The 22,129-nt window shown below is 67.1% G+C and carries 22 protein-coding genes; 20 read left to right on the forward strand and 2 right to left on the reverse strand.

Annotated features, from left to right (window positions below; genetic code table 11):
• The first annotated feature begins 3 nt into the window (after positions 1-3).
• From atpB to BM133_RS32775, 19 genes are all read left to right on the forward strand, one after another.
• Entirely contained in the window at positions 4-873 is an 870-nt protein-coding gene (gene atpB / locus BM133_RS32685; protein WP_093443442.1) for a F0F1 ATP synthase subunit A, read from the forward strand.
• Positions 874-933: 60 nt separating this feature from the next.
• Positions 934-1,197 (forward strand): F0F1 ATP synthase subunit C, encoded by a 264-nt coding sequence (atpE, locus tag BM133_RS32690; protein WP_093443444.1) that lies wholly within the window; start codon positions 934-936, stop codon positions 1,195-1,197.
• Between the two features lie 77 nt (positions 1,198-1,274).
• Positions 1,275-1,745: a F0F1 ATP synthase subunit B gene (locus BM133_RS32695; RefSeq protein ID WP_007830193.1), complete on the forward strand. Its 471-nt coding sequence runs from the start codon at positions 1,275-1,277 to the stop codon at positions 1,743-1,745.
• Between the two features lie 8 nt (positions 1,746-1,753).
• Complete coding sequence (locus tag BM133_RS32700) at positions 1,754-2,284, forward strand: F0F1 ATP synthase subunit delta (protein ID WP_093443446.1); 531 nt, start codon at positions 1,754-1,756, stop codon at positions 2,282-2,284.
• 38 nt (positions 2,285-2,322) lie between these two features.
• A complete protein-coding gene (gene atpA / locus BM133_RS32705) occupies positions 2,323-3,936 on the forward strand; it encodes a F0F1 ATP synthase subunit alpha (RefSeq protein ID WP_093443448.1) in 1,614 nt (537 codons plus the stop codon).
• A gap of 33 nt (positions 3,937-3,969) precedes the next feature.
• On the forward strand, positions 3,970-4,845 hold the full coding sequence (gene atpG, locus BM133_RS32710) for a F0F1 ATP synthase subunit gamma (protein WP_093443450.1): 876 nt from the start codon (positions 3,970-3,972) through the stop codon (positions 4,843-4,845).
• 94 nt (positions 4,846-4,939) lie between these two features.
• Entirely contained in the window at positions 4,940-5,323 is a 384-nt protein-coding gene (locus BM133_RS32715; protein WP_093443452.1) for a hypothetical protein, read from the forward strand.
• Positions 5,324-5,451: 128 nt separating this feature from the next.
• A complete protein-coding gene (atpD, locus tag BM133_RS32720) occupies positions 5,452-6,852 on the forward strand; it encodes a F0F1 ATP synthase subunit beta (protein ID WP_093443454.1) in 1,401 nt (466 codons plus the stop codon).
• 18 nt (positions 6,853-6,870) lie between these two features.
• Positions 6,871-7,290 (forward strand): F0F1 ATP synthase subunit epsilon, encoded by a 420-nt coding sequence (locus BM133_RS32725; RefSeq protein WP_013543863.1) that lies wholly within the window; start codon positions 6,871-6,873, stop codon positions 7,288-7,290.
• A 227-nt stretch (positions 7,291-7,517) separates the two neighbouring features.
• Entirely contained in the window at positions 7,518-8,687 is a 1,170-nt protein-coding gene (locus BM133_RS32730; RefSeq protein ID WP_093443456.1) for an ROK family protein, read from the forward strand.
• A complete protein-coding gene (locus BM133_RS32735; protein ID WP_093443458.1) occupies positions 8,684-10,246 on the forward strand; it encodes a sugar ABC transporter ATP-binding protein in 1,563 nt (520 codons plus the stop codon). Before BM133_RS32730 ends, BM133_RS32735 begins: the two co-directional genes overlap by 4 nt.
• Positions 10,209-11,234 carry an ABC transporter permease gene (locus tag BM133_RS32740; protein WP_093443460.1) on the forward strand — a complete coding sequence of 342 codons (1,026 nt, stop codon included), beginning with the start codon at positions 10,209-10,211 and terminating at the stop codon, positions 11,232-11,234. Before BM133_RS32735 ends, BM133_RS32740 begins: the two co-directional genes overlap by 38 nt.
• Before the next feature lie 43 nt (positions 11,235-11,277).
• Positions 11,278-12,240: a substrate-binding domain-containing protein gene (locus tag BM133_RS32745; RefSeq protein WP_093443462.1), complete on the forward strand. Its 963-nt coding sequence runs from the start codon at positions 11,278-11,280 to the stop codon at positions 12,238-12,240.
• Between the two features lie 109 nt (positions 12,241-12,349).
• Positions 12,350-13,516, forward strand: a complete 1,167-nt coding sequence (locus tag BM133_RS32750) for a Gfo/Idh/MocA family protein (protein WP_093443464.1) — start codon at positions 12,350-12,352, stop codon at positions 13,514-13,516.
• A 49-nt stretch (positions 13,517-13,565) separates the two neighbouring features.
• Positions 13,566-14,249 (forward strand): phosphatase PAP2 family protein, encoded by a 684-nt coding sequence (locus BM133_RS32755; RefSeq protein WP_093443466.1) that lies wholly within the window; start codon positions 13,566-13,568, stop codon positions 14,247-14,249.
• A 77-nt stretch (positions 14,250-14,326) separates the two neighbouring features.
• Complete coding sequence (locus BM133_RS32760) at positions 14,327-14,842, forward strand: DUF3617 domain-containing protein (protein WP_093443468.1); 516 nt, start codon at positions 14,327-14,329, stop codon at positions 14,840-14,842.
• A gap of 62 nt (positions 14,843-14,904) precedes the next feature.
• Positions 14,905-15,963: a ligase-associated DNA damage response exonuclease gene (locus BM133_RS32765; protein WP_371286379.1), complete on the forward strand. Its 1,059-nt coding sequence runs from the start codon at positions 14,905-14,907 to the stop codon at positions 15,961-15,963.
• Positions 15,960-17,639 carry an ATP-dependent DNA ligase gene (locus BM133_RS32770; RefSeq protein WP_093443470.1) on the forward strand — a complete coding sequence of 560 codons (1,680 nt, stop codon included), beginning with the start codon at positions 15,960-15,962 and terminating at the stop codon, positions 17,637-17,639. Before BM133_RS32765 ends, BM133_RS32770 begins: the two co-directional genes overlap by 4 nt.
• Positions 17,636-20,248 carry a ligase-associated DNA damage response DEXH box helicase gene (locus BM133_RS32775; RefSeq protein WP_093443472.1) on the forward strand — a complete coding sequence of 871 codons (2,613 nt, stop codon included), beginning with the start codon at positions 17,636-17,638 and terminating at the stop codon, positions 20,246-20,248. The genes BM133_RS32770 and BM133_RS32775 overlap by 4 nt, the downstream gene beginning before the upstream one ends.
• A 26-nt stretch (positions 20,249-20,274) precedes the next feature.
• On the opposite strand, the gene trxC is transcribed toward BM133_RS32775, so the two are convergent.
• Positions 20,275-20,721, reverse strand: a complete 447-nt coding sequence (gene trxC / locus BM133_RS32780) for a thioredoxin TrxC (RefSeq protein ID WP_093443474.1) — start codon at positions 20,719-20,721, stop codon at positions 20,275-20,277.
• 77 nt (positions 20,722-20,798) lie between these two features.
• Here trxC and pdeM point away from each other — a divergent pair, with 77 nt between their 5' ends.
• A complete protein-coding gene (gene pdeM, locus BM133_RS32785; protein ID WP_093443622.1) occupies positions 20,799-21,482 on the forward strand; it encodes a ligase-associated DNA damage response endonuclease PdeM in 684 nt (227 codons plus the stop codon).
• Positions 21,483-21,596: 114 nt separating this feature from the next.
• Here pdeM and BM133_RS32790 read toward each other — a convergent pair whose 3' ends face one another.
• A complete protein-coding gene (locus BM133_RS32790; protein ID WP_093443476.1) occupies positions 21,597-22,127 on the reverse strand; it encodes a TPM domain-containing protein in 531 nt (176 codons plus the stop codon).
• Between the last annotated feature and the right edge of the window lie 2 nt (positions 22,128-22,129).

Here is a 22,129-nt window from a genome sequence, read left to right on the forward strand (position 1 = left end):
GGAATGGCTGCTGAAAACGCTGCGGAACATGGTCAGACCGCTGGTGAATACATCGTTCACCACTTGACGCATCTGCAAAGCTCCAAGCCTGCAGGTGTGGCCGATCTTTCGGTCTTCAACTTCGATTCGCTGTTTTTCTCCATCGCTCTGGGTATCCTGGGCTGCTGGTTGCTCTGGCTGGCTGCACGTAAGGCCACCTCGGGCGTTCCGGGCCGCTTCCAGGCTGCCGTCGAACTGCTGGTCGAAATGGTCGACCAGCAAGCCAAGGGCATCGTTCACAACGCCACGAGCCGCAAGTTCGTCGCTCCGCTGGCTCTGACCATCTTCGTCTGGATCTTCCTGCTGAACGCAATGGACCTGTTCCCGGTCGATTTGTTCCCGGCCATCTGGGCCAAGATCTTCGGCATCGCCGGCGCCGACCCGCACCACGCCTACCTGCGCGTCGTGCCCACGGCCGACCTCTCGGTGACGATGGGCATGTCGGTGGCCGTGCTGCTGATCTGCATCTACTACAACATCAAGATCAAGGGTGCCGGCGGCTGGATCCACGAGCTGTTCACCGCACCCTTCGGCAACCATTGGGCGCTGTACCCCTTCAACTTCGCCATGCAGATGATCGAGTTCGTCGCCAAGACGGTCTCGCACGGCATGCGGCTGTTCGGCAACATGTACGCCGGCGAACTGATCTTCCTGCTGATCGCATTGATGGGCGGCGCCTTCACGCTGTCGGCCACCGGCATCTTCTTGGCCCTCGGCCACGTCATCGCGGGCACCGCCTGGGCGATCTTCCACATCCTGATCATCACGTTGCAAGCCTTCGTGTTCATGATGCTCACGCTGGTCTACATCGGCCAGGCTCACGAGCATCACTGATCGTCCGGTTTCGTTTCTGTTTTTCGTTTTCTCTTCAACCAAAGTCCTCTAGGAGTCATCATGGAAGTTATTAGCTTTGTTGCACTGGCCGCCGGCCTGATCATCGGTCTGGGCGCTGTGGGCGCATGTATCGGCATCGGCATCATGGGCAGCAAGTACCTCGAGTCGGCCGCACGTCAGCCCGAACTCATGGGCGAACTTCAAACCAAGATGTTCCTGCTGGCCGGCCTGATCGACGCTGCTTTCATTATCGGCACCGGTATCGCCCTGTGGTTCGCAACGGCCAACCCGTTCCTGGCCCAGATCGCTCTCCTGCCGAAGTAAGTCTTTCTCGTCGGACCCGTGTCGTCGTTCCCCTCTGTGGAATGGCTTCGCATTCAATCCCAAAGAGAGGGTGAAAAGTGAGCATTACCGGTACCCTGATCGTTCAGATGATCGTGTTCCTGATCCTGGTCGGGTTCACGATGAAGTTCGTGTGGCCGCCGATCGCGAAGGCGCTGGACGACCGCGCTGCGAAGATCGCCGAAGGCCTCGCTGCCGCCGACAAGGCCAAGTCCGAACTGTCCGCCGCCAACAAGCGCGTGGAAGCCGAACTGGGCCAGGCACGCAACGAGTCCGCACAACGTCTTGCCGACGCCGAACGTCGCGCCCAGGCCATCGTTGAAGAGGCCAAGGCCCGCGCGACCGAAGAAGGCAACAAGATCGTTGCAGCTGCCCGCGTCGAAGCCGACCAGCAGGCACTGAAGGCCCGTGAAGCCCTGCGCGAGCAGGTTGCCGCACTGGCCGTCAAGGGCGCAGAGCAGATTCTGCGCAAGGAAGTGAATGCGGGCGTCCACGCCGATTTGCTCGCCCGTCTGCAGACCGAACTCTGATAGAAGCCATGGCAGAACTCGCCACCATTGCACGTCCCTACGCGGAGGCGCTTTTCAAGGCCTCGTCGTCCGACGTCGCCGCAACCAGCGCCTGGCTCGAAAAGGTTGCCGCCATCGCGGCCAACCCCGAGCTCCAGCAGTTCGCCGACAACCCCAAGGCCACGGCCGAGCAGGTTCTCGGTGTGGTCGCCGGCGCCCTCGGTGCGCCGTTGGCCGCCCATGCCCAGAACTTCCTGGGTGCGCTCCTGGACAACGGGCGTTTTTCGGTGCTGCCGGAAATTGCGAAGCAGTTCCGGGCACTGGCCAACGTGAAGAGCGGTTCGTCCGACGCCGTGGTCTACAGCGCCTTCCCGATCGATGCCGCGGCTCTGGCCAACGTGTCGGCTGCGCTCGAAAAGCGTTTCGGCCGCAAGCTGCAGGTCACGGTCCAGCAGGATCCGGAGCTGATCGGCGGCATTCGTGTGGTGGTCGGCGACGAGGTGCTCGACACCTCCGTCAAAGCGCGCCTTGAACAAATGAAAGTTGCGCTGGCGGCCTGACGGTCTCCATCGCCTTACAAAGAAAGAAGGAAAGAGTCATGCAACTCAATCCCGCAGAAATTTCCGAACTGATCAAGAGCCGCATCGAGGGCCTTGGGGTCAGCGCCAACATCCGCAACGAGGGCACCGTGGTTTCGGTGACCGACGGCATCGTGCGCGTGCACGGCCTGTCCGACGCGATGCAGGGCGAAATGCTCGAATTCCCGCCCACGGCAGACGGCACGCCGTCGTTCGGCCTCGCGCTGAACCTGGAGCGCGACTCGGTCGGCGCCGTGATTCTGGGCGAGTACGAGCACATCTCCGAAGGCGACACCGTCAAGTGCACGGGCCGCATCCTGGAAGTGCCCGTGGGCCCCGAGCTCATCGGCCGCGTGGTGAACGCCCTGGGCCAGCCGATCGACGGCAAGGGCCCGATCAACGCCAAGATGACCGACGTGATCGAAAAGGTCGCCCCGGGCGTGATCGCACGCAAGTCCGTGGACCAGCCGATGCAGACCGGCCTGAAGTCCATCGACTCGATGGTGCCCGTCGGCCGCGGCCAGCGCGAGCTGATCATCGGCGACCGCCAGACCGGCAAGACCGCCGTGGCGATCGACGCGATCATCAACCAGAAGGGTCAGAACATGACCTGCGTCTACGTTGCGATCGGCCAGAAGGCTTCGTCGATCAAGAACGTGGTGCGCTCCCTCGAACAAGCCGGCGCGATGGACTACACCATCGTGGTGGCCGCATCGGCCTCCGAATCGGCAGCCATGCAGTACGTGTCGGCCTACTCGGGCTGCACGATGGGCGAATACTTCCGCGACCGCGGCCAGGACGCGCTGATCGTCTATGACGACCTGTCCAAGCAAGCCGTGGCCTACCGCCAGGTCTCGCTGCTGCTGCGCCGCCCGCCAGGCCGCGAAGCCTATCCCGGCGACGTGTTCTATCTCCACAGCCGCCTACTCGAGCGCGCAGCCCGCGTGAACGCCGACTACGTCGAAGCCTTCACCAAGGGTGAAGTCAAGGGCAAGACCGGTTCGCTGACGGCGCTCCCGATCATCGAGACGCAAGCCGGCGACGTGTCCGCTTTCGTTCCGACCAACGTGATCTCGATCACCGACGGCCAGATCTTCCTGGAAACCAGCCTGTTCAACGCCGGCATCCGGCCCGCCATCAACGCCGGTATCTCGGTGTCGCGCGTGGGTTCGTCGGCGCAGACCAACCTGATCAAGAACCAGTCGGGCGGCATCCGTACCGACCTGGCCCAGTACCGTGAGCTGGCCGCGTTCGCGCAGTTCGCCTCCGACCTGGACGAAGCGACCCGCAAGCAACTCGACCGCGGTGCGCGCGTGACGGAACTGCTCAAGCAGACCCAGTACAGCCCGCTGCCGATCTCGCTCATGAATGCCACGCTGTTCGCAGTGAACAAGGGCTTCATGGACGACATCGACGTGAAGAAGGTGCTCTCGTTCGAACACGGCTTCCACCAGCTGCTGAAGTCGAGCCACGCCGCCCTGCTCGAGACCATGGAAAAGAATGGCGCCAAGTGGGACGTGAAGCCCGCCAAGCCGGACGACAGCGCCGAGAAGCAAGCCTTCAAGAAGGTTTGCCAGGACGCCGAAGCCGAACTGCTGGCAGCCGCCACCTCGTTCAAGAAGTCGTTCGCCTGACCGACCCCTTGACCGACGCAAGAAGGAGTTCATATGGCAGCTGGTAAGGAAATCCGCGGCAAGATCAAATCGGTGGAAAACACCAAGAAGATCACCAAGGCCATGGAAATGGTCTCGGTTTCCAAGATGCGCAAGGCGCAAGAGCGCATGCGCGCCGCCCGCCCCTACAGCGAGAAGATCCGCAACATCGCGGCGAACCTTGGCAAGGCGAACCCCGAGTACACGCACGCATTCATGAAGAAGAGCGACGCGAAAGCGATCGGCTTCATCATCGTGACGAGCGACAAGGGCCTGTGCGGTGGCTTGAACACCAACCTGCTGCGCGCCGTGACGACCAAGCTGCGCGAAGCGCAGACCGCTGGCGTTGCCATCGAGTCGGTCGCCATCGGCAGCAAGGGCCTTGGCTTCCTGAACCGCATCGGCGCCCGCGTGGTCGCGCATGTCACCCACCTGGGCGACACGCCGCACCTGGACAAGCTCATCGGCCCGGTCAAGACGCTGCTGGACGCTTACGCGGAAGGCAAGCTCTCGGCCGTGTACCTGTGCTACACGAAGTTCATCAACACGATCAAGCAGGAGCCGCTCGTCGAGCAGTTGCTGCCGCTGGCGGCAGACTCGCTGAAAGTCGAGGAAGGCCAGCATTCGTGGGACTACATCTACGAGCCCGATGCGCAAAGCGTGATCGACGAGCTGCTGGTTCGCTATGTGGAGTCGCTGGTCTACCAGGCCGTGGCCGAGAACATGGCGTCCGAGCATTCGGCGCGGATGGTGGCCATGAAGGCTGCCACCGACAACGCAGGCAACGTGATCAGCGAGCTGAAGCTGGTCTACAACAAGACCCGCCAGGCCGGCATCACGAAAGAGCTGTCGGAAATCGTGTCGGGCGCGGCAGCGGCTGCCGGCGTTTGAGTTGGTTCGAGGCAATGCAACGGGCCACATTGCCGAACGGGCGCGCTCTGCGCGTCCGATAACACAGGCCTACTTTTTAGGGGACTTTGCGCACATGAAGAAACTTCTCGTTCTGGTGGCTGTTGCTGCCGCTCTGACTGCTTGCTCCAAGAAGGAAGAAGCGCCCGCTGCTGCTCCGGCTCCCGCCGCCGCACCTGCGCCCGCTCCTGCCGCCCCGGCACCGGCTCCGGCCGCAGCACCTGCTGCAGCCCCGACGGCATCGGCCGCGGACCTGCCGCAAGAGTGCAACGACTACCTGGCGAAGGTGCAGACCTGCGTGGGCGCACAAAGCGGCGCTGCCGCCGATGCGATGAAGTCCAGCCTCGACCAGACCAAGGCCACCTGGGCCTCGATGGGTGCCGACAAGGCTGCGCTGGGTCAGGCCTGCAAGGCCGCTTCGGACGCTTTCGCTGCACAAGCGACGGCCATGAAGTGCTGATCTGAAGAAGTAGTTATCGAGGGTGCCGGCCCGTCCGGCATTCTTGCAAAAGCGGCCCGTTTTGGCACCAGGACGCTTCTGCAAGAACCTGTCGCAAATTTATTGAGATCCATCCAGAAGGAAACGCCATGGCTGAAGGAAAAATTGTCCAATGTATCGGCGCCGTGGTCGACGTGGAGTTCCCGCGTGACCAGATGCCCAAGGTGTATGACGCCTTGAAATTCGAAGGCGGCGGACTGACCCTCGAAGTTCAGCAGCAGCTGGGCGACGGCATCGTGCGCACCATCGCGCTGGGCTCGTCCGACGGCCTGCGTCGCGGCCTGATCGTGACCAACACCGGTGCCCCCATCACGGTGCCCGTCGGCAAGGCCACGCTCGGCCGCATCATGGACGTGCTCGGCCGCCCGATCGACGAGCGCGGCGACGTGAGCCAGGACCTCACCGCCTCCATCCACCGCAAGGCCCCCGCGTACGACGAGCTGTCGCCTTCGCAGGACCTGCTGGAAACCGGCATCAAGGTGATCGACCTGGTGTGCCCGTTCGCCAAGGGCGGCAAGGTGGGCCTGTTCGGCGGCGCCGGCGTGGGCAAGACCGTGAACATGATGGAACTCATCAACAACATCGCCAAGGCTCACTCGGGCCTGTCGGTGTTCGCTGGCGTGGGTGAACGTACCCGCGAAGGCAACGACTTCTATCACGAGATGGCCGACTCCGGCGTCGTGAACCTGGAGAAGCTCGAGGAGTCGAAGGTCGCCATGGTCTACGGCCAGATGAACGAACCCCCGGGCAACCGCCTGCGCGTGGCGCTGACCGGCCTGACCATTGCCGAGTCGTTCCGCGACGAAGGCCGCGACGTGCTGTTCTTCGTGGACAACATCTACCGCTACACGCTGGCCGGTACCGAAGTGTCGGCACTGCTGGGCCGCATGCCTTCGGCCGTGGGCTACCAGCCTACGCTGGCCGAGGAAATGGGCCGCCTGCAAGAGCGGATCACCTCGACCAAGGTCGGCTCGATCACCTCGATCCAGGCCGTGTACGTGCCGGCCGATGACTTGACCGACCCGTCGCCCGCCACCACCTTCGCCCACCTGGACTCGACCGTGGTGCTGTCGCGTGACATCGCCTCGCTCGGTATCTACCCCGCCGTGGACCCGCTGGACTCGACCTCGCGCCAGCTCGACCCGAACGTGGTCGGCGAGGAGCACTACAACGTGGCCCGCGCCGTGCAGGGCATCCTGCAGCGCTACAAGGAACTGCGCGACATCATCGCGATTCTGGGCATGGACGAACTGGCTCCCGACGACAAGCTCGCCGTGGCCCGCGCCCGCAAGATCCAGCGTTTCCTGTCGCAGCCGTTCTTCGTGGCGCAGGTGTTCACGGGCTCGCCTGGCAAGTACGTGCCGCTGGCCGAAACCATCCGCGGTTTCAAGATGATCGTGAACGGCGAAGCCGACCACCTGCCGGAACAAGCGTTCTACATGGTGGGCAGCATCGACGAAGCGTTCGAAAAAGCCAAGAAGGTCGCTTAAGGCGGCATGGGAACTCAGATGGCAAACACCATTCACGTCGACGTGGTCAGCGCGGAAGAGTCGATCTTCTCGGGCGAAGCCAAGTTCGTCGCGCTGCCCGGTGAAGCCGGTGAGCTCGGCATCTATCCGCGCCACACCCCGCTGATCACGCGCATCCGCCCCGGTGCCGTGCGCATCGAAACGGCCGACGGCGGCGAAGAGTTCGTCTTCGTGGCCGGCGGCATTCTCGAAGTGCAGCCCAACGCGGTCACCGTGCTGTCCGACACCGCGATCCGCGGCAAGGACCTGGACGACGAGAAGGCCAACGTCGCCAAGGCCGCGGCCGAGGAAGCGCTCAAGAACGCGAAGAGCGACATCGATATCGCGATGGCGCAGTCCGAACTGGCCGTGATGGCCGCGCAGATCGCTGCGCTGCGCAAATACCGCCAGAAGAAGTAAGCGCGCGAGCGCTTCTTCCCGGAAAAAGCCGCCTTCGGGCGGCTTTTTTGCGTCTGTACGCATGCTTCAAGCCATCTTCGATCTGAAGTTGGTCGAAGTTCGGCCTTGTCCGGCTGAAGCCCTGCCCCTAGTATTCGCGTTCGCCCGACGGCCCAAAGGCTGCGGGAAGAGCAAAAAGAAACACGGAGACAAGCGTGGCACCCTGGAGTGGCATCACTGCTCATGAGATGCGGTTGCTGGAAACGACCTTCTGGTCGGCCGGCGGCTCGCGCCACGCCATGGCCGAACAACTCGGCTTCTCCAAGAGCAAGGCCAATGCGCTGATTGCCGGCCTCGTCGACCAGGGCCTCCTGGCCGAAGCGGGCCTGCAGCGCTCCTCGGGCGGACGCCGCGCGGAAAACCTCCAGTTGCATGCCGGCCTCGGCGTGCTCATCGGCATCGACATCGGCGCCACCAGCCTGGACGTGGCGGTGCTGCGCCCCGACCTCACCGTGCTCGCGCAACACGACGAACCTGCCGACGTGCGCGACGGCCCCGCCGTCGTGCTCGCCCGCGTGCGCACGCTGATGCGAGAGCTGCTCGCCCGCTGCGGCCACGGCGCCAGGAGCGTGCTGGGCATCGGCATCGGCGTGCCCGGCCCCGTCAACTTCGAGATCGGCCAGCTGGTGAACCCGCCGCTCATGCCGGCGTGGGACAGCTTCTCGATCCGCGACTACCTGCGCGAGGACTACGCGGCGCCCGTCTTCGTCGACAACGACGTGAACCTCATGGCGCTGGGCGAGCTTTGGCGCCTCAAGCGCTCGCTCACCAACTTCCTGGTCATCAAGATCGGCACCGGCATCGGCTGCGGCATCGTCTGCCACGGCGAGGTGTACCGCGGCGCCGCGGGCTCGGCGGGCGACGTGGGCCACATCTGCGTGGACCAGGAAGGCCCGCGCTGCCATTGCGGCAACCTCGGCTGCGTCGAGGCCATGGCCGCCGGCCCCGCGATCACGCGCATGGCGATGCAGGCGGCCGAGGCGGGCGAGAGCGAGGTGCTGGCCGAGTGCCTGCGCGTGCACGGCCGCATCGACGCGATCGACGTGGGCCAGGCCAGCCGCGGCGGCGACACCGCGGCCAACGGCATCATCCAGCGCGCGGGCAGCCTGATCGGGCAGATGCTCGCCTCGGTCGTCAATTTCTTCAATCCGTCGCACGTGTTCATCGGCGGCGGCATCACGCGCATCGGGCCGTTGTTTCTCGCGGCGGTGCGGCAAAGCGTGTACCAGCGCTCGCTCGCGCTCTCCACGCGGCACCTGGAGATCCAGTACACGCCGCTCGGCACACAGGGCGGCCTCGTCGGTGCCGGCGTGCTCGCGATGCACGAGACCCTGAAAGTTCGCGGAGTGGCGCCATGAGTGCAGACACCAATACCGGCACCCACACCGACACCGGCACCAAGGGCAGCGTCGCCGTCGAGTTCGACGGCGTGGTGAAGGCCTTCGGCCCCGTGCAGGTGCTGCACGGCGTGAGTTTCGCGCTCGCGCCCGGCCGCGTGTATGGCCTTCTCGGCGAGAACGGCGCGGGCAAGTCCACGCTGATGAAGATCCTCGCGGGCTACGAACAGCTCACCGGCGGCACGCTGCGCATCAACGGCCAGCCGCAGCGGTTCACGAGTTCGCGCGACGCCGAGGCGCTGGGCATCGTGCTGATCCACCAGGAGTTCAATCTCGCCGAAGACCTGAGCGTCGCGCAGAACATCTTCCTCGGTCACGAAAAGAAGAAGGGCTGGCTGCTCGACGATGCATCGATGGAGCGCGACGCAGCCGCCGCTCTTGCCGCCGTCGGCCTGCAGGTCGATCCGCGCACCAAGGTGCGCAAGCTCATCGTCGCGGAGAAGCAGCTCGTCGAAATCGCCAAGGCCATCGCCCGCCGCGCGCGCCTTCTGATCATGGACGAGCCCACCGCCACGCTCACGCCCGGCGAGACCGAACGGCTCTTCAAGCTCATTGCACAGCTGCGCGCAGACGGCGTGACCATCGTCTACATCTCGCACAAGCTGGACGAGGTGGAGCAGGTGACCGACGAGGTGATCGTCATGCGAGACGGCCGCTTCGTCGCCCGCGCGCTCACGCCCGAGGTCACGCGCCACCAGATGGCCAACCTGATGGTGGGCCGCGAACTGGCCGACCTCTATCCGCCGCGCGACCTCGTCGTGGCCGCCGATGCGCCCGCCCTGCGCGTGCGCAACTTCAGTGTGCCCGGCTGGGCGCAGGACGCGAGCTTCGAGGTGCGCCCCGGCGAGATCCTCGGCTTCGCGGGCCTCGTCGGCGCGGGCCGCACCGAACTCTTCGAAGGCCTGCTGGGCCTGCGCCCCGCGAGCGGCAGCGTCGAGATGCTCGGCAAGCCCGTGCCCCACAACAAGGGCTGGCGCAATCCGCGCGATGCCGCCAGGCACGGCCTCACGTACCTGAGCGAAGACCGCAAGGGCAAGGGCCTGCACGTCAACTTTGGCCTCCGCCAGAACCTCACGCTGATGGCGCTCGAGCGCTATGCGAAACCGTGGCTCCAGCCCGAAGGCGAGCGCGGTGCGCTGGCCGAGGCGGTGAAGGACTACGGCATCCGCACCGGCTCGCTCGACGTCAAGGCCTCGTCGCTCTCGGGCGGCAACCAGCAGAAGCTCGCACTCGCCAAGGTGCTGCAGCCTCGCCCCAAGGTGGTGGTGCTCGACGAGCCCACCCGCGGCGTGGACGTGGGCGCCAAGCGCGATATCTATTTCCTGATCCAGCGACTCGCCCGCGAAGGGCTCGCGGTGATCGTCGTCTCGTCGGAGCTGATGGAACTGATCGGCCTGTGCCACCGCGTCGCGGTGATGCGCGCAGGAAAACTCGTTGCCACGCTCGACGCGAACCACCTGACCGAAGAGGAGCTGATCGCTCATGCCACAGCAACCGCAGACACCCCCGCCGCAGCCTGAAGACGCCGCGCATCGCAGCGAAGCCAAGCCAGGCTGGATCGCGCGCCTGCACGGCCTCGGCCCGGTCATCGGCCTGGTGCTGCTGTGCATCGGGGGCACGCTGCTGAACGGCGACTTCGCCACCGTGGACAACGCGATGAACGTGCTCACGCGCACGGCCTTCATCGGCATCATCGCGGTGGGCATGTGCTTCGTGATCATCTCGGGCGGCATCGATCTGTCGGTGGGCTCGATGGCCGCGCTCATTGCCGGCAGCGTGATCATGTTCATCAACTGGGCCGGCCCCGCCTCGGGCTCGCCGATGCTGGCGGTGGTGATGGGCGCGGTGCTGGCCATCGTGCTCGGCGCGGTGTTCGGCCTGGCGCACGGCCTCCTGATCACCAAGGGGCGCATCGAGCCCTTCATCGTGACGCTGGGCACGCTGGGCATCTTCCGCGCGTACCTCACGTACTTTGCAGATGGCGGCGCGCTCACGCTGGACAACGACCTGTCGGACCTCTACGCGCCCGTGTACTACGCGAGCCTTGCGGGCATCCCGGTGCCGGTGTGGGTGTTCGTGATCGTCGCGATCATCGGCGGCGTGATCTTGAACCGCACGGCCTACGGGCGCTATGTGCAGGCCATCGGCTCGAACGAGCAGGTGGCGCGCTATGCGGCGGTCGATGTGGACCGCGTGAAGATCATGACCTACGTGCTGCTGGGCGTGTGCGTGGGCATCGCGACGCTGCTGTACGTGCCGCGCCTGGGCTCGGCATCGCCGACTACCGGCCTCCTGTGGGAGCTCGAAGCGATCGCCGCGGTGATCGTCGGCGGCACCGCGCTCAAGGGCGGCGCGGGCAGCATCACCGGCACGGTGGTGGGCGCGATCCTGCTCTCGGTCATCAGCAACATCCTGAACCTCACCAGCATCATCAGCGTGTACCTGAACGCTGCCGTGCAGGGCTTCGTGATCATCATCGTCGCGTTCCTTCAACGCGGCCGGCGCTAGTTCTTTCCCGTTTCATTCCACCCACCAAGAGGAGACATCCAGCATGACAACTTTCACCCGTCGCATCGTACTCACGGCCGTCGCCGCTGCAGCGTTCGCCAGCCTGCCCGCGCTCGCCGCGGAGAAGGTCAACCTCGGCGTTTCGATCCCCGCGGCCACGCACAGCTTCATGGGCGGCATCAACTACTGGGCCAACCAGGCGAAGAAGGACCTGGAGAAGGAACACAAGGACCTGAAGATCACGATCAAGACGGCCGCCAACGCGCCCGAGCAGGCCAACCAGCTGCAGGACTTGTCCACGGTCACCAAGATCAACGCGCTGGTCGTGTTCCCGTTCGAATCGGCCGCGCTCACCAAGCCGGTCGCGCAGGTCAAGGCCAAGGGCGCCTACGTCACCGTGGTCGACCGGGGCCTCACCGACACCAGCGCGCAGGATGCGTACGTGGCCGGCGACAACACCGCCTTCGGCAAGATCCCGGCCGAATACATCGTGAAGACGCTGGGCGGCAAGGGCAACGTGGTTGCGCTGCGCGGCATTGCGACCACGCTGGACAACGAGCGCATGGACGCCTTCAACGCGGTGTTGAAGGGCAGCCCCGACATCAAGCTGCTCGACGCCAAGTACGCCAACTGGAACCGCGACGACGCCTTCAAGGTCACGCAGGACTACCTCACGCGCTTCAAGCAGATCGACGCCATCTGGGCGGCCGACGACGACATGGCCGTGGGCGTGCTCAAGGCGATTTCGCAGGCCAAGCGCGACGACATCAAGATCGTGTTCGGCGGCGCGGGCGCCAAGGACATGGTCAAGACCATCATGGACGGCAAGGACAAGCGCATCGGCGCCGACGTGAGCTACTCGCCCAAGTTCATCTACGACGCGATCAAGCTCACGGCCGAAGCGCGCCTGAAGGGCGAGAAGCTGCCGGCGACGACGATCATTCCTTCGGTGCTGATCACCAAGGAAAACGCCAAGGATTTCTACCACCCGAACTCGCCTTTCTGAGCTCGCTCCCAGGCTTCGCGCACTTCGTGTCGCTTCGCCAACCCCCTACCGGGGGCAACACCTGCGGCCCGGCGAAGCCGGTTCCGCGGTGTCCCTCGAAAAGCACGATATGACCGATACACCTCTTCGCAAGCTGCGCTACGCCATGGTCGGCGGCGGCCGCGACGCCTTCATCGGCGCCGTGCACCGCAAGGCCATGGCGCTGGACGGCCAGATCGAAATCGTCGCGGGCGCGCTCTCGTCCAGCCCCGACAAGGCGCGCGCCTCGGGCCGCGACCTGGGCCTGGCCGACGACCGCAACCACGGCGACTGGCAGACGCTGCTGGCCGATGAGCTCCAACGCCCGGCGGACCAGCGCATCGACTTCGTCTCGATCGTCACGCCCAACCACGTGCACTTTCCCGTGGCACAAGCCTTTGCCGATGCGGGCTTTCACGTCGTGTGCGACAAGCCGCTGGTGCACACGCGCGACCAGGCCGATGCATTGGTCGCCACCGTGGCGAAGCAGGGCACGGTGTTCGGCGTCACCTACAACTACACCGGCTACCCGATGGTGCGGCAGGCGCGCGAGATGGTGCGCTCGGGCCAGCTGGGCGACATCCGCAAGATCGTCGTCGAATACAACCAGGGCTGGCTCGCGAGCCACGTCGAGGGCAGCGGCAGCAACAAGCAGGCCGACTGGCGCACCGACCCCGCGCGCAGCGGCGCGGCCGGCGCCATCGGCGACATCGGCTCGCACGCCGAGAACCTCGTCGCGAGCATCACGGGCCTGGAAATCGAGAGCCTCTGCGCCGACCTCACCGCGCACGTGCCGGGCCGCATGCTCGACGACGACGGCAGCCTCCTGCTGCGCTTCAAGGGCGGTGCGCGCGGCGTGCTGATCGCCTCGCAGATCAGCACGGGGCTGGAGAACGACCTGCGCCTGCGCATCTCGGGCGCGCTGGGCACGCTCGAATGGCACCAGGAGCAGCCGAGCCAGCTGGTGCACCTGCCGCACGACGGACCCAAGCGCATCTTCACGCGCGGCGGGCCGTGGCTGTGCGAGGCGGCACGGCGCGCGAGCCGGCTGCCGACAGGCCATCCCGAAGGTTTCATCGAGGCCTTCGCCAACATCTACGCGGGCGTTACGGCGGACATTCGCGCGCGGCTCGCGGGCCGGCCGGCCGATCCGCTGGCGGCCGACTACCCGCGCGTGGAAGACGGTGCACGCGGCGTGCGCTTCATCGAGCGCACGGTGGCTTCGGCGCAAAGCCAATTAAAGTGGACGCCCTGGTGATGCGCCGGCCTCGCACCCGCGAGGCCATGCCGCGTTGCCATCGGCCTCCATGACCAACGATTCATCTTCCTCGACGCGATGGCTGCGCGCCCTGTGGCTGCGCTGCAGGACGCTGTGGCCGCTGAAGCTGGTGGGCAACACCGTGGCCACCATTGGCTTCTTTCCGTTGTACTTCTGGATCATGAAGAACGCCGGCCAGGCCTGGGTGCTGCCGCTCACCGCGTTCGACCGGCTGATCGCGTTCTGGCCGGCGGTCCTTCCCATCTATCTTTCGCTGTGGGGCTACATCGCGCTGCCGGTGCTGCTGGCCAAGGACAAGCGCGAGCTCTGGAGCTTCTCCTTCGGCTGCGCGGCGATGACGGCGCTCGCGCTGGTCGTCTTCTGGTTCATGCCTACGGCGATACCGAACTTCGCCATCGATGCCACGCCGGGCACCTCGCTGCATTTCCTGAAGACCGTCGACTCGGCCGGCAATGCCTTCCCGTCGCTGCACGTGTCGTTCTCGGTGTTCGCCTGCATCGTGCTCGCGCGCCAGCTGCGCGACGCCGGCGCGCCGGCATGGCTGCGCCTCTTCAGCGTGGCGTGGGCCGTGGCCATCGTGTATTCGACGATGGCGGTGCGCCAGCATGTGCTGATCGACGTGCTCGGCGGACTGGCGCTGGGCCTCGCGCTCGGCTTCGTCTCTCGCGAGCGCGCCGCCGTGGCGCAACCGGCGCAGGCCCGCACGGCGTAGACCGATTGCGGTATTCCGCCGCGGCGGCGCGGGCGGTACAAAGCGGGCATCGTTGTCCACCCGATGCGGAGCCCGCCATGAAGATTCGTTTGTCCGCCGCCTGCATGGTGGCCTGCGCCATCGCCGGCACCCCGGCCTTCGCCATCGATTACCCGGCGCGCAAGCCCGGCCTGTGGGAAATCCAGACCGGCGACGCGACCGGCAAGGGTGCGGGGCACACCGTCCAGCAGTGCATCGACGCGGCCAGCGACAAGGCATTGCGCGACATGGGACAGGGCATGGGCAAGGACATGTGCGCCAGGCAGGACCTGCGCATCGAGGGCGGCAAGCTGGTCATGGATTCGGTCTGCAAGATCGGCACCACCACCGCCACCTCGCACGCCGTGATGACGGGCGACTTCAACTCGACCTACCGCATGGAGAGCAAGTCGACCTACAGCCCGCCGCTGATGGGCCGCACCGAAGGCACCAGCGTCATGGAGGCCAAGTGGGTCGGGCCCTGCAAGCCCGGACAGAAACCGGGCGACATGGTGATGCCCAATGGCATGACGATGAACGTGCTCGACATGATGAGCGGGCGCGGCAAGAAGTAGGCGCCGGCCCACATCGCTTCGGGGCGGCCGTTCGGCGGCGCCGGCGGCCGGCCGGGCCTACGATGGCGGCCATGCCCGACAAGCTGGATCTCGTCGTCGCCCGGCCCGAGGGCCTGTATTGCCCGCCCGGCGATTTCTACATCGACCCATGGCGGCCGGTGGCGCGCGCGGTCATCACGCATGCGCATTCCGACCACGCCCGCATCGGGCACGCGCACTACCTCGCGCACACCGACAGCGCCGGCACGCTGCGCACGCGGCTCGGGGCGGACATCGACCTGCAGACGCTCGCCTATGGCGAAGCCATCGAGCACCACGGCGTGCGCCTCTCGCTGCACCCGGCCGGCCACGTGCTGGGCTCGGCGCAGGTGCGGCTCGAACACGGCGGGCGCGTGTGGGTGGCTTCCGGCGACTACAAGACCGAGCCCGACGGCACCTGCACGCCCTTCGAGCCCGTGCCCTGCGACACCTTCATCACCGAGTCGACCTTCGGCTTGCCGATCTACCGCTGGCCGACGCAGGCCGTGCTGTTCGCGCAGATCGATGCGTGGTGGCGCGCCAATGCGCAGGCCGGCCGCGCCTCGGTGCTGTTCTGCTATGCCTTCGGCAAGGCGCAGCGCATCCTGCACGGGGTCGATGCGTCGATCGGGCCGATCGTCGTGCACGGCGCGGTCGAGCCGCTCAACGCGGTGTACCGCGCGGCCGGCGTGGCGTTGCCGGAGACCGTGCGCGTCACCGATCCGGGCGTCGATGCGGCGCTGCTGAAGCGCGCGCTGGTGCTTGCGCCGCCGTCCGCGCAGGGCACGCCGTGGATGAAGCGTTTCGGCAACTACGCCGACGCCTTCGCGAGCGGCTGGATGCAATTGCGCGGCACGCGCCGGCGCCGCGGCGTGGACCGGGGCTTCGTCATGTCCGACCATGCCGACTGGCCCGGCCTGCAGCAGGCCATTGCGGGCACCGGCGCCGAGCGCGTGTTCGTGACGCACGGCAGCGTGCAGGTGATGGTGCGCTGGCTGACGGAGAACGGGCTCGACGCGCAGGGCTTCAAGACCGAGTACGGCGATGAGGACGAGCAGGAAACGCCGGCCGCGGCGCCCGCCGCCGAGGAGGACGCGAAGTGAAGGACTTCGCCGCGCTCTACCGCGAACTCGACGCGAGCACGTCGAACCTGGTGAAGCAGGCGGCATTGCAGCGTTACCTGCGCGACGCCGACGCGGCCGATGCCGCGTGGGCCGTCTATTTCCTCGCAGGCGGCAAGCCGCGCCAGCTCGTGCCCACCAAGCTGCTGCGCCTGCTCGCGCAGGAAGCTGCAGGCCTGCCCGAGTGGCTGTTCGACGAAAGCTACGACGCCGTCGGCGACCTCGCCGAGACCATCGCACTCCTGCTGCCACCGCCGAGCGAGGCGCACGACCTCGGGCTCGCGGCCTGGGTCGAAGAGCACCTGTTGCCGCTGCGCGAAGCCGCAAAGACTGCGCCGGAAGAACTGGCGGACCGGCTGCGCGCCCAGTGGCGTCAGCTCGCGGCCGAAGAGCGGCTGGTGTACTTCAAGCTCATCACGGGCGCGTTCCGCGTCGGCGTGTCGAAGCTGCAGGTCACGCAGGCGCTCGCGGCCGTGGGCGGCATCGATGCCAAGCGCGTCGCGCAGCGGCTCATGGGCTACACGCACATCGGTGCGCGTCCGCGGGCGGGCGACTACGCCGCGCTGATCGCACCGGAGTCCGACTCGGAGCAGGTGCAAAAGACCAGCGGGCAGCCGTACCCCTTCTTCCTCGCGCACCCGTTCAACATTCCGCTCGCGCAGTTCGATGCGGTGCTGGGGCCGCCGGCCGACTGGATCGTCGAGTGGAAGTGGGACGGCATCCGCGCGCAGCTCGTCAAGCGTGCGGGCGTGGTGTGGCTGTGGTCGCGCGGCGAAGAGCTGGTGACCGATCGCTTTCCCGAACTCGCGGTGCTCGGCGAGGCGCTGCCCGACGGCACGGTGCTCGACGGCGAGATCGCCGTGTGGCGCAAGGACGAGACTTCACCGGACGGCGAAGGCAAGGTGCAGCCCTTCGCCGAACTGCAGAAGCGCATCGGCCGCAAGACACTCGGCGCCAAGCTGCTGCGCGACATCCCCGTGGTGCTGCTGGCCTACGACCTCCTCGAATGGGAAGGGCGCGACCTGCGCGCAGAGCCGCAGTCGGCGCGCCGCGTGCTGCTCGATGAACTCGTCACACGCATGCAGCACCCGTCGCTGCTGCCGAGCCCGATGCTCACCGGCCTCGACTGGATCGACCTCGCCCGCCAGCGCGAAGCCGCGCGAACGATGGGCGTCGAAGGGATGATGCTCAAGCGCCGCGACGCGCAGTACGGCGTGGGCCGCACCAAGGACGTGGGCGTGTGGTGGAAGTGGAAGATCGATCCGCTCAGCATCGACGCCGTGCTCATCTACGCGCAGCGTGGGCACGGCCGCCGCGCGAGCCTGTTCAGCGACTACACCTTCGCCGTATGGGACGGCCCGCCCGAGCAGGAAGACCGCAAGCTCGTGCCGTTCGCCAAGGCCTATTCAGGGCTCACCGATGCCGAGATGACGCGCGTGGACGCGATCATCCGCAAGACCACCGTCGAGAGCTTCGGCCCGGTCAAGAGCGTCAAGCCGACGCTGGTGTTCGAGCTGGGCTTCGAGGGCATCGCGCGCAGCACGCGGCACAAGAGCGGCATCGCGGTGCGCTTTCCGCGCATGCTGCGCTGGCGCGAGGACAAGCCGGTGGCGGAAGCCGACACGCTGCAGACGCTGGCTGCGCTGCTGCCGTCATGAACAAGGCGGTCAAGGCTGCGCTGGATGCGTGGTTCGTCTCGCGCGGGTGGAAGCCCTTCAAGTTTCAACGCGACGTGTGGAAGGCCGTTGCCGAAGGCAAGTCGGGCATGCTGCATGCCACCACCGGCGCGGGCAAGACCTATGCGGTGTGGCTCGGCGCGCTGCAGGTTTTCTCACAGGCGCGCAAGGAAACCGCGCGGCCCGCGGCCCCGCCGCTCACCGTGCTCTGGCTCACGCCCATGCGCGCACTCGCGGCCGACACGTTGCGCGCGCTGAAGCAGCCGCTCGAAGCCCTGGGCGCCGAGGTGCATCCGTGGAGCGCCGGCGCGCGCAGCGGCGATACCTCGTCGGCCGAGCGCAGCGCGCAGAACGAGCGGCTGCCGACCGTGCTCGTCACCACGCCCGAAAGCCTGTCGCTGCTGCTCGCACGCGCCGATGCCAGCGACGTGCTGGGCCGCGTGAAGATGGTGGTGGTCGACGAGTGGCACGAGCTGCTCGGCAACAAGCGCGGCGTGCAGGTGCAGCTGGCGCTCGCGCGGCTCAAGCGATGGAACCCGGGGCTCGCGACCTGGGGCATGTCGGCCACGCTCGGCAACCTGCAGGAGGCGATGCATTCGCTGCTGGGCCATGAAGACGGGGTGCTCGTGCAGGGCCAGGTGCCCAAGAAGCTCGTCATCGACTCGCTGCTGCCCGGCCGCGCCGAACGCTTTCCGTGGGGCGGGCACCTGGGCCTCACGATGCTGCCGCAGGTGATCGAGGAGATCGCCGCGAGCAGCACCACGCTGGTCTTCACCAACACGCGTTCGCAGGCCGAGATCTGGTACCAGGCGATGCTCGAGGCGAAGCCCGAGTGGGCGGGCACCATCGCGCTGCACCACGGCTCGCTCGACCGCGAGGTGCGCGAATGGGTCGAGCTGGGGTTGAAGAGCGGCGAGCTCAAGGCGGTTGTCTGCACCTCGAGCCTGGACCTGGGCGTGGACTTCCTGCCGGTCGAGCGCGTGCTGCAGATCGGCTCGCCCAAGGGCGTGGCGCGGCTGCTGCAGCGCGCGGGCCGCTCGGGCCATGCGCCGGGGCGGCCGTCGCGCATCACGCTCGTGCCCACGCACAGCATCGAGATGGTGGAGGGGGCGGCCGCGCGCACGGCGATTGCAGAGGGGCACATCGAGGCACGCCATTCGCCCGACCAGCCACTCGACGTGCTGGTGCAGCACCTGGTGACGGTGGCGCTCGGCGGCGGCTTCGTGCCCGACGACCTCTACGACGAGGTGCGTGGCACGGCCGCCTACGAAGCGCTCTCGCGCGAGAGCTGGCAGTGGTGCCTCGACTTCGTCTCGCAAGGCGGCCCGTCGCTCGCCGTGTACCCGGACTACAAGCGCGCGGTGCCCGATGCAGAGGGCGTGTGGCGCGTGCCCGATGCGCGGCTCGCGCGCCGTCATCGCATGAACATCGGCACCATCGTGAGCGATGCGAGCATGGCGGTGCAGTACCTGGGCGGCGCGAAGATCGGCAGCGTCGAAGAGGGATTCGTTGCGCGCATGAAGCCCGGTGATTGCTTCCTCTTCGGCGGCCGGCTGCTCGAACTCGTGCGCATCCACGACATGACGGCCTGGGTGCGGCGCGCCACCGGCAAGCGCGCCGCGGTGCCGCGCTGGAACGGCGGGCGCATGCCGCTGTCGAACACGCTGGCCGATGCGGTGGTGCAGCAGCTCGCGCTGGCGGGCGAGGGGCATTACAGCTCGCCCGAGCTGCAGTGCGTGCGGCCGCTGCTCGAAATCCAGCAGCAGTGGTCCGCGCTGCCGACGCCGCAGACGCTGCTCGCCGAGACGCTGACGACGCGCGAGGGCTCGCACCTTTTCCTGTATCCGTTCGCGGGCCGGCATGTGCATCTGGGCCTTGCGAGCCTGCTGGCCTGGCGCGTGGCGCAGCACGAGGCGCGCACCTTTTCCATCGCGGTCAACGACTACGGCTTCGAGCTGCTGAGCGCGACCGAGGTGGATTGGCCCACGCTGCTGCCGCAGGTGCTGCGCCTGCCGGAAGGCGAGGGCGACATGGATGCGCGTGCCGTGCTGCTGCACGAGGTGCTGGCCTCGCTCAACGCGGGCGAACTGGCGCAGCGGCGCTTTCGCGAGATCGCGCGTGTCTCGGGGCTGATCTTCCAGGGCTATCCGGGCGAGAAGCGCAGCAGCCGGCAACTGCAGGCGTCGTCTTCGTTGTTCTGGGAGGTGTTCCGCAAGTACGACCCATCGAACAGATTGCTGCTCCAGGCCGAGCAGGAACTGCTGTCGCAGGAGCTGGAGATCGGGCGCCTGCGCGCGAGCCTGGAGCGCATGGCCACGCAGCAGCTCGTGCTGAAGCCGCTGGAGCGGCCGACGCCGTTTTCGTTTCCGCTGATGGTCGAGCTGTTCCGCGAGAAGCTGTCGAACGAGAACGTGGCCGACCGCATCGCGCGCATGGTCGAGCAGCTGGAGAAGGCCGCGGGCGGCGTGGTCACGGCCGGCGGTGTGGAGCGAGTGAAGAACACGCTGGCGTTCGGGCAGGAGGGGCCGGGCAAGCCGCCCAAGCCGCGGCGCGAGCGCAGGCGGCCCTCGAGACCCCTGCCGCCGCTGTAGCCATCACCAGCGGGGATCGAAGGGGATCAGCCGCCGTGCGCCTTCACCCACCGCACGATGTCCGCCGCGCCCATCGCGCCGGCCTGCCGCGCCACCTCGCGGCCGCCGCGGAAGAGGGCCAGCGTCGGGATGCTGCGGATGTTGAAGCGCGCGCCGAGCGCGGGCACGGCCTCGGTGTCGACCTTGGCCAGGCGCACGTGGGGTTCGAGCTGGGCCGCGGCCTGCTCGTAGCCCGGCGCCATCTGGCGGCAGGGGCCGCACCACGGCGCCCAGAAGTCGACCAGCACCGGGATCTCGTTGCGCGCGATGTGGCGGTCGAAGGTCTTTTCGTCGGGCAGCGCGGTCGAATGGCCGGCGAACAGCGCTTTGTGGCAACTGCCGCAATCGGGCGCATTGCCCAGCTGCTCCGCGCGCACGCGGTTGGTGGTGTGGCAGTGCGGGCAGACGATGAGCTTCGGGGGCGATTCGGTCATACGGGAAAACTGGGGCTCGCACGGTTGAATTGCAAGGTGGCCGTCGGGCCGGGCGTCTTTTGCGACACTCCTTGGCCGTGACCTCTTCGCACCTTACCCCGCCTGCGCTCGCTGTCCAGTGGGCCGGCGAGCTGCTGCACCTGCTGCCCGAGCGCGCGCTCTGGTGGCCCGGTGCGCGGGTGCTGTTCATCGCCGACCTGCACATCGGCAAGGCCGCGACCTACCGCGCGCTGGGCCAGCCCGTGCCGGGCGGCACCACGCAGGAGAACCTGGTGCGGCTCGATGCCTTGATTGGCACGCACGCGCCCGGGCGCATCGTCTTCCTCGGCGATTTCCTGCACGCGGCGCAGGCCCGCACGCCGCAGGTGCTGGCCGCGCTCGAAGCCTGGCGCGCCACGCACGCGGGCGTGGCCATGACGCTGGTGCGCGGCAATCACGACAGCCGCGCGGGCGATCCGCCGGCCGCGCTGGGCATCGAGGTGGTCGACGAGCCCTTCCTGCTCGGCCCGTTCGCCTGCTGCCACCATCCGCAATCGCATGCCACGCATTTCGTGCTCGCGGGGCACCTGCATCCCGCATGCAGGCTCTACGGACCGGGGCGCGACAGCGTGCGGCTGCCCTGTTTCGTGAGCGATGCGCGGCAGGCCGTGCTGCCCGCCTTCGGGGAGTTCACAGGCGGCTGGTTGATGGAGGCGGCGCCGGAGCGGCGCTTCTACGCGGTGGGCGGCGAGAGCGTGTGGGCGCTGCCGCCGGTGAATTGAAGGATCTGGCTCCTTCCCCCTTTGGGGGAAGGTTGGGATGGGGGCAGGCAGAGCGCTTGATGGTTACGCCGCCTGCCCCCGCCCCGGCCCTCCTCCGGAGGGGAAGGGAGAAAGTCAGAGCACCACGGGCTCGTCGGGCAACTCGTTCGTGTCGGCCTCGTCCTCGGCCAGCGGAAAGTGCGCGACCAGCAGGGCCGACATTTCTTCCAGCGCCTGCGTGAGCCCGTCCTCGAAGCGGCCTTCGCGGAATGCCGCGCCCATGCGCTGCGCCATCGCGGCCCATTCGGCATCGTCCACGCGCGAATCGATGCCGCGGTCGGCCACGATCTCGATCGCGTGCTCGGCCAGCAGCAGGTAGACCAGCACGCCGTTGTTGTGCTCGGTGTCCCACACGCGCAGCTTGCCGAACAGCGTGACGGCGCGTTCCCTGGGCGGCGCATGGCGCCAGAGGTACGACATCGGAAGGCCCGCCTCGACGCAGATGCGGATCTCGCCGCTGTGGCGTCGCTCGCTCGCGGCCACGCGGCTGGCGAGCCGTTCCATCGCGTCGTTGGGCAGCACGCGGCGCACCGCGGCTTCGTCGGTCCACCGGTGGCGCCAGATGCGGCCCAGCTTCGAGAAGAGCGTCGGTTCTGCAGTTGCCATGT

The sequence above is a fragment of the Variovorax sp. 770b2 genome, from assembly GCF_900115685.1.
In the GTDB taxonomy this organism is placed as follows: Bacteria; Pseudomonadota; Gammaproteobacteria; order Burkholderiales; family Burkholderiaceae_C; genus Variovorax.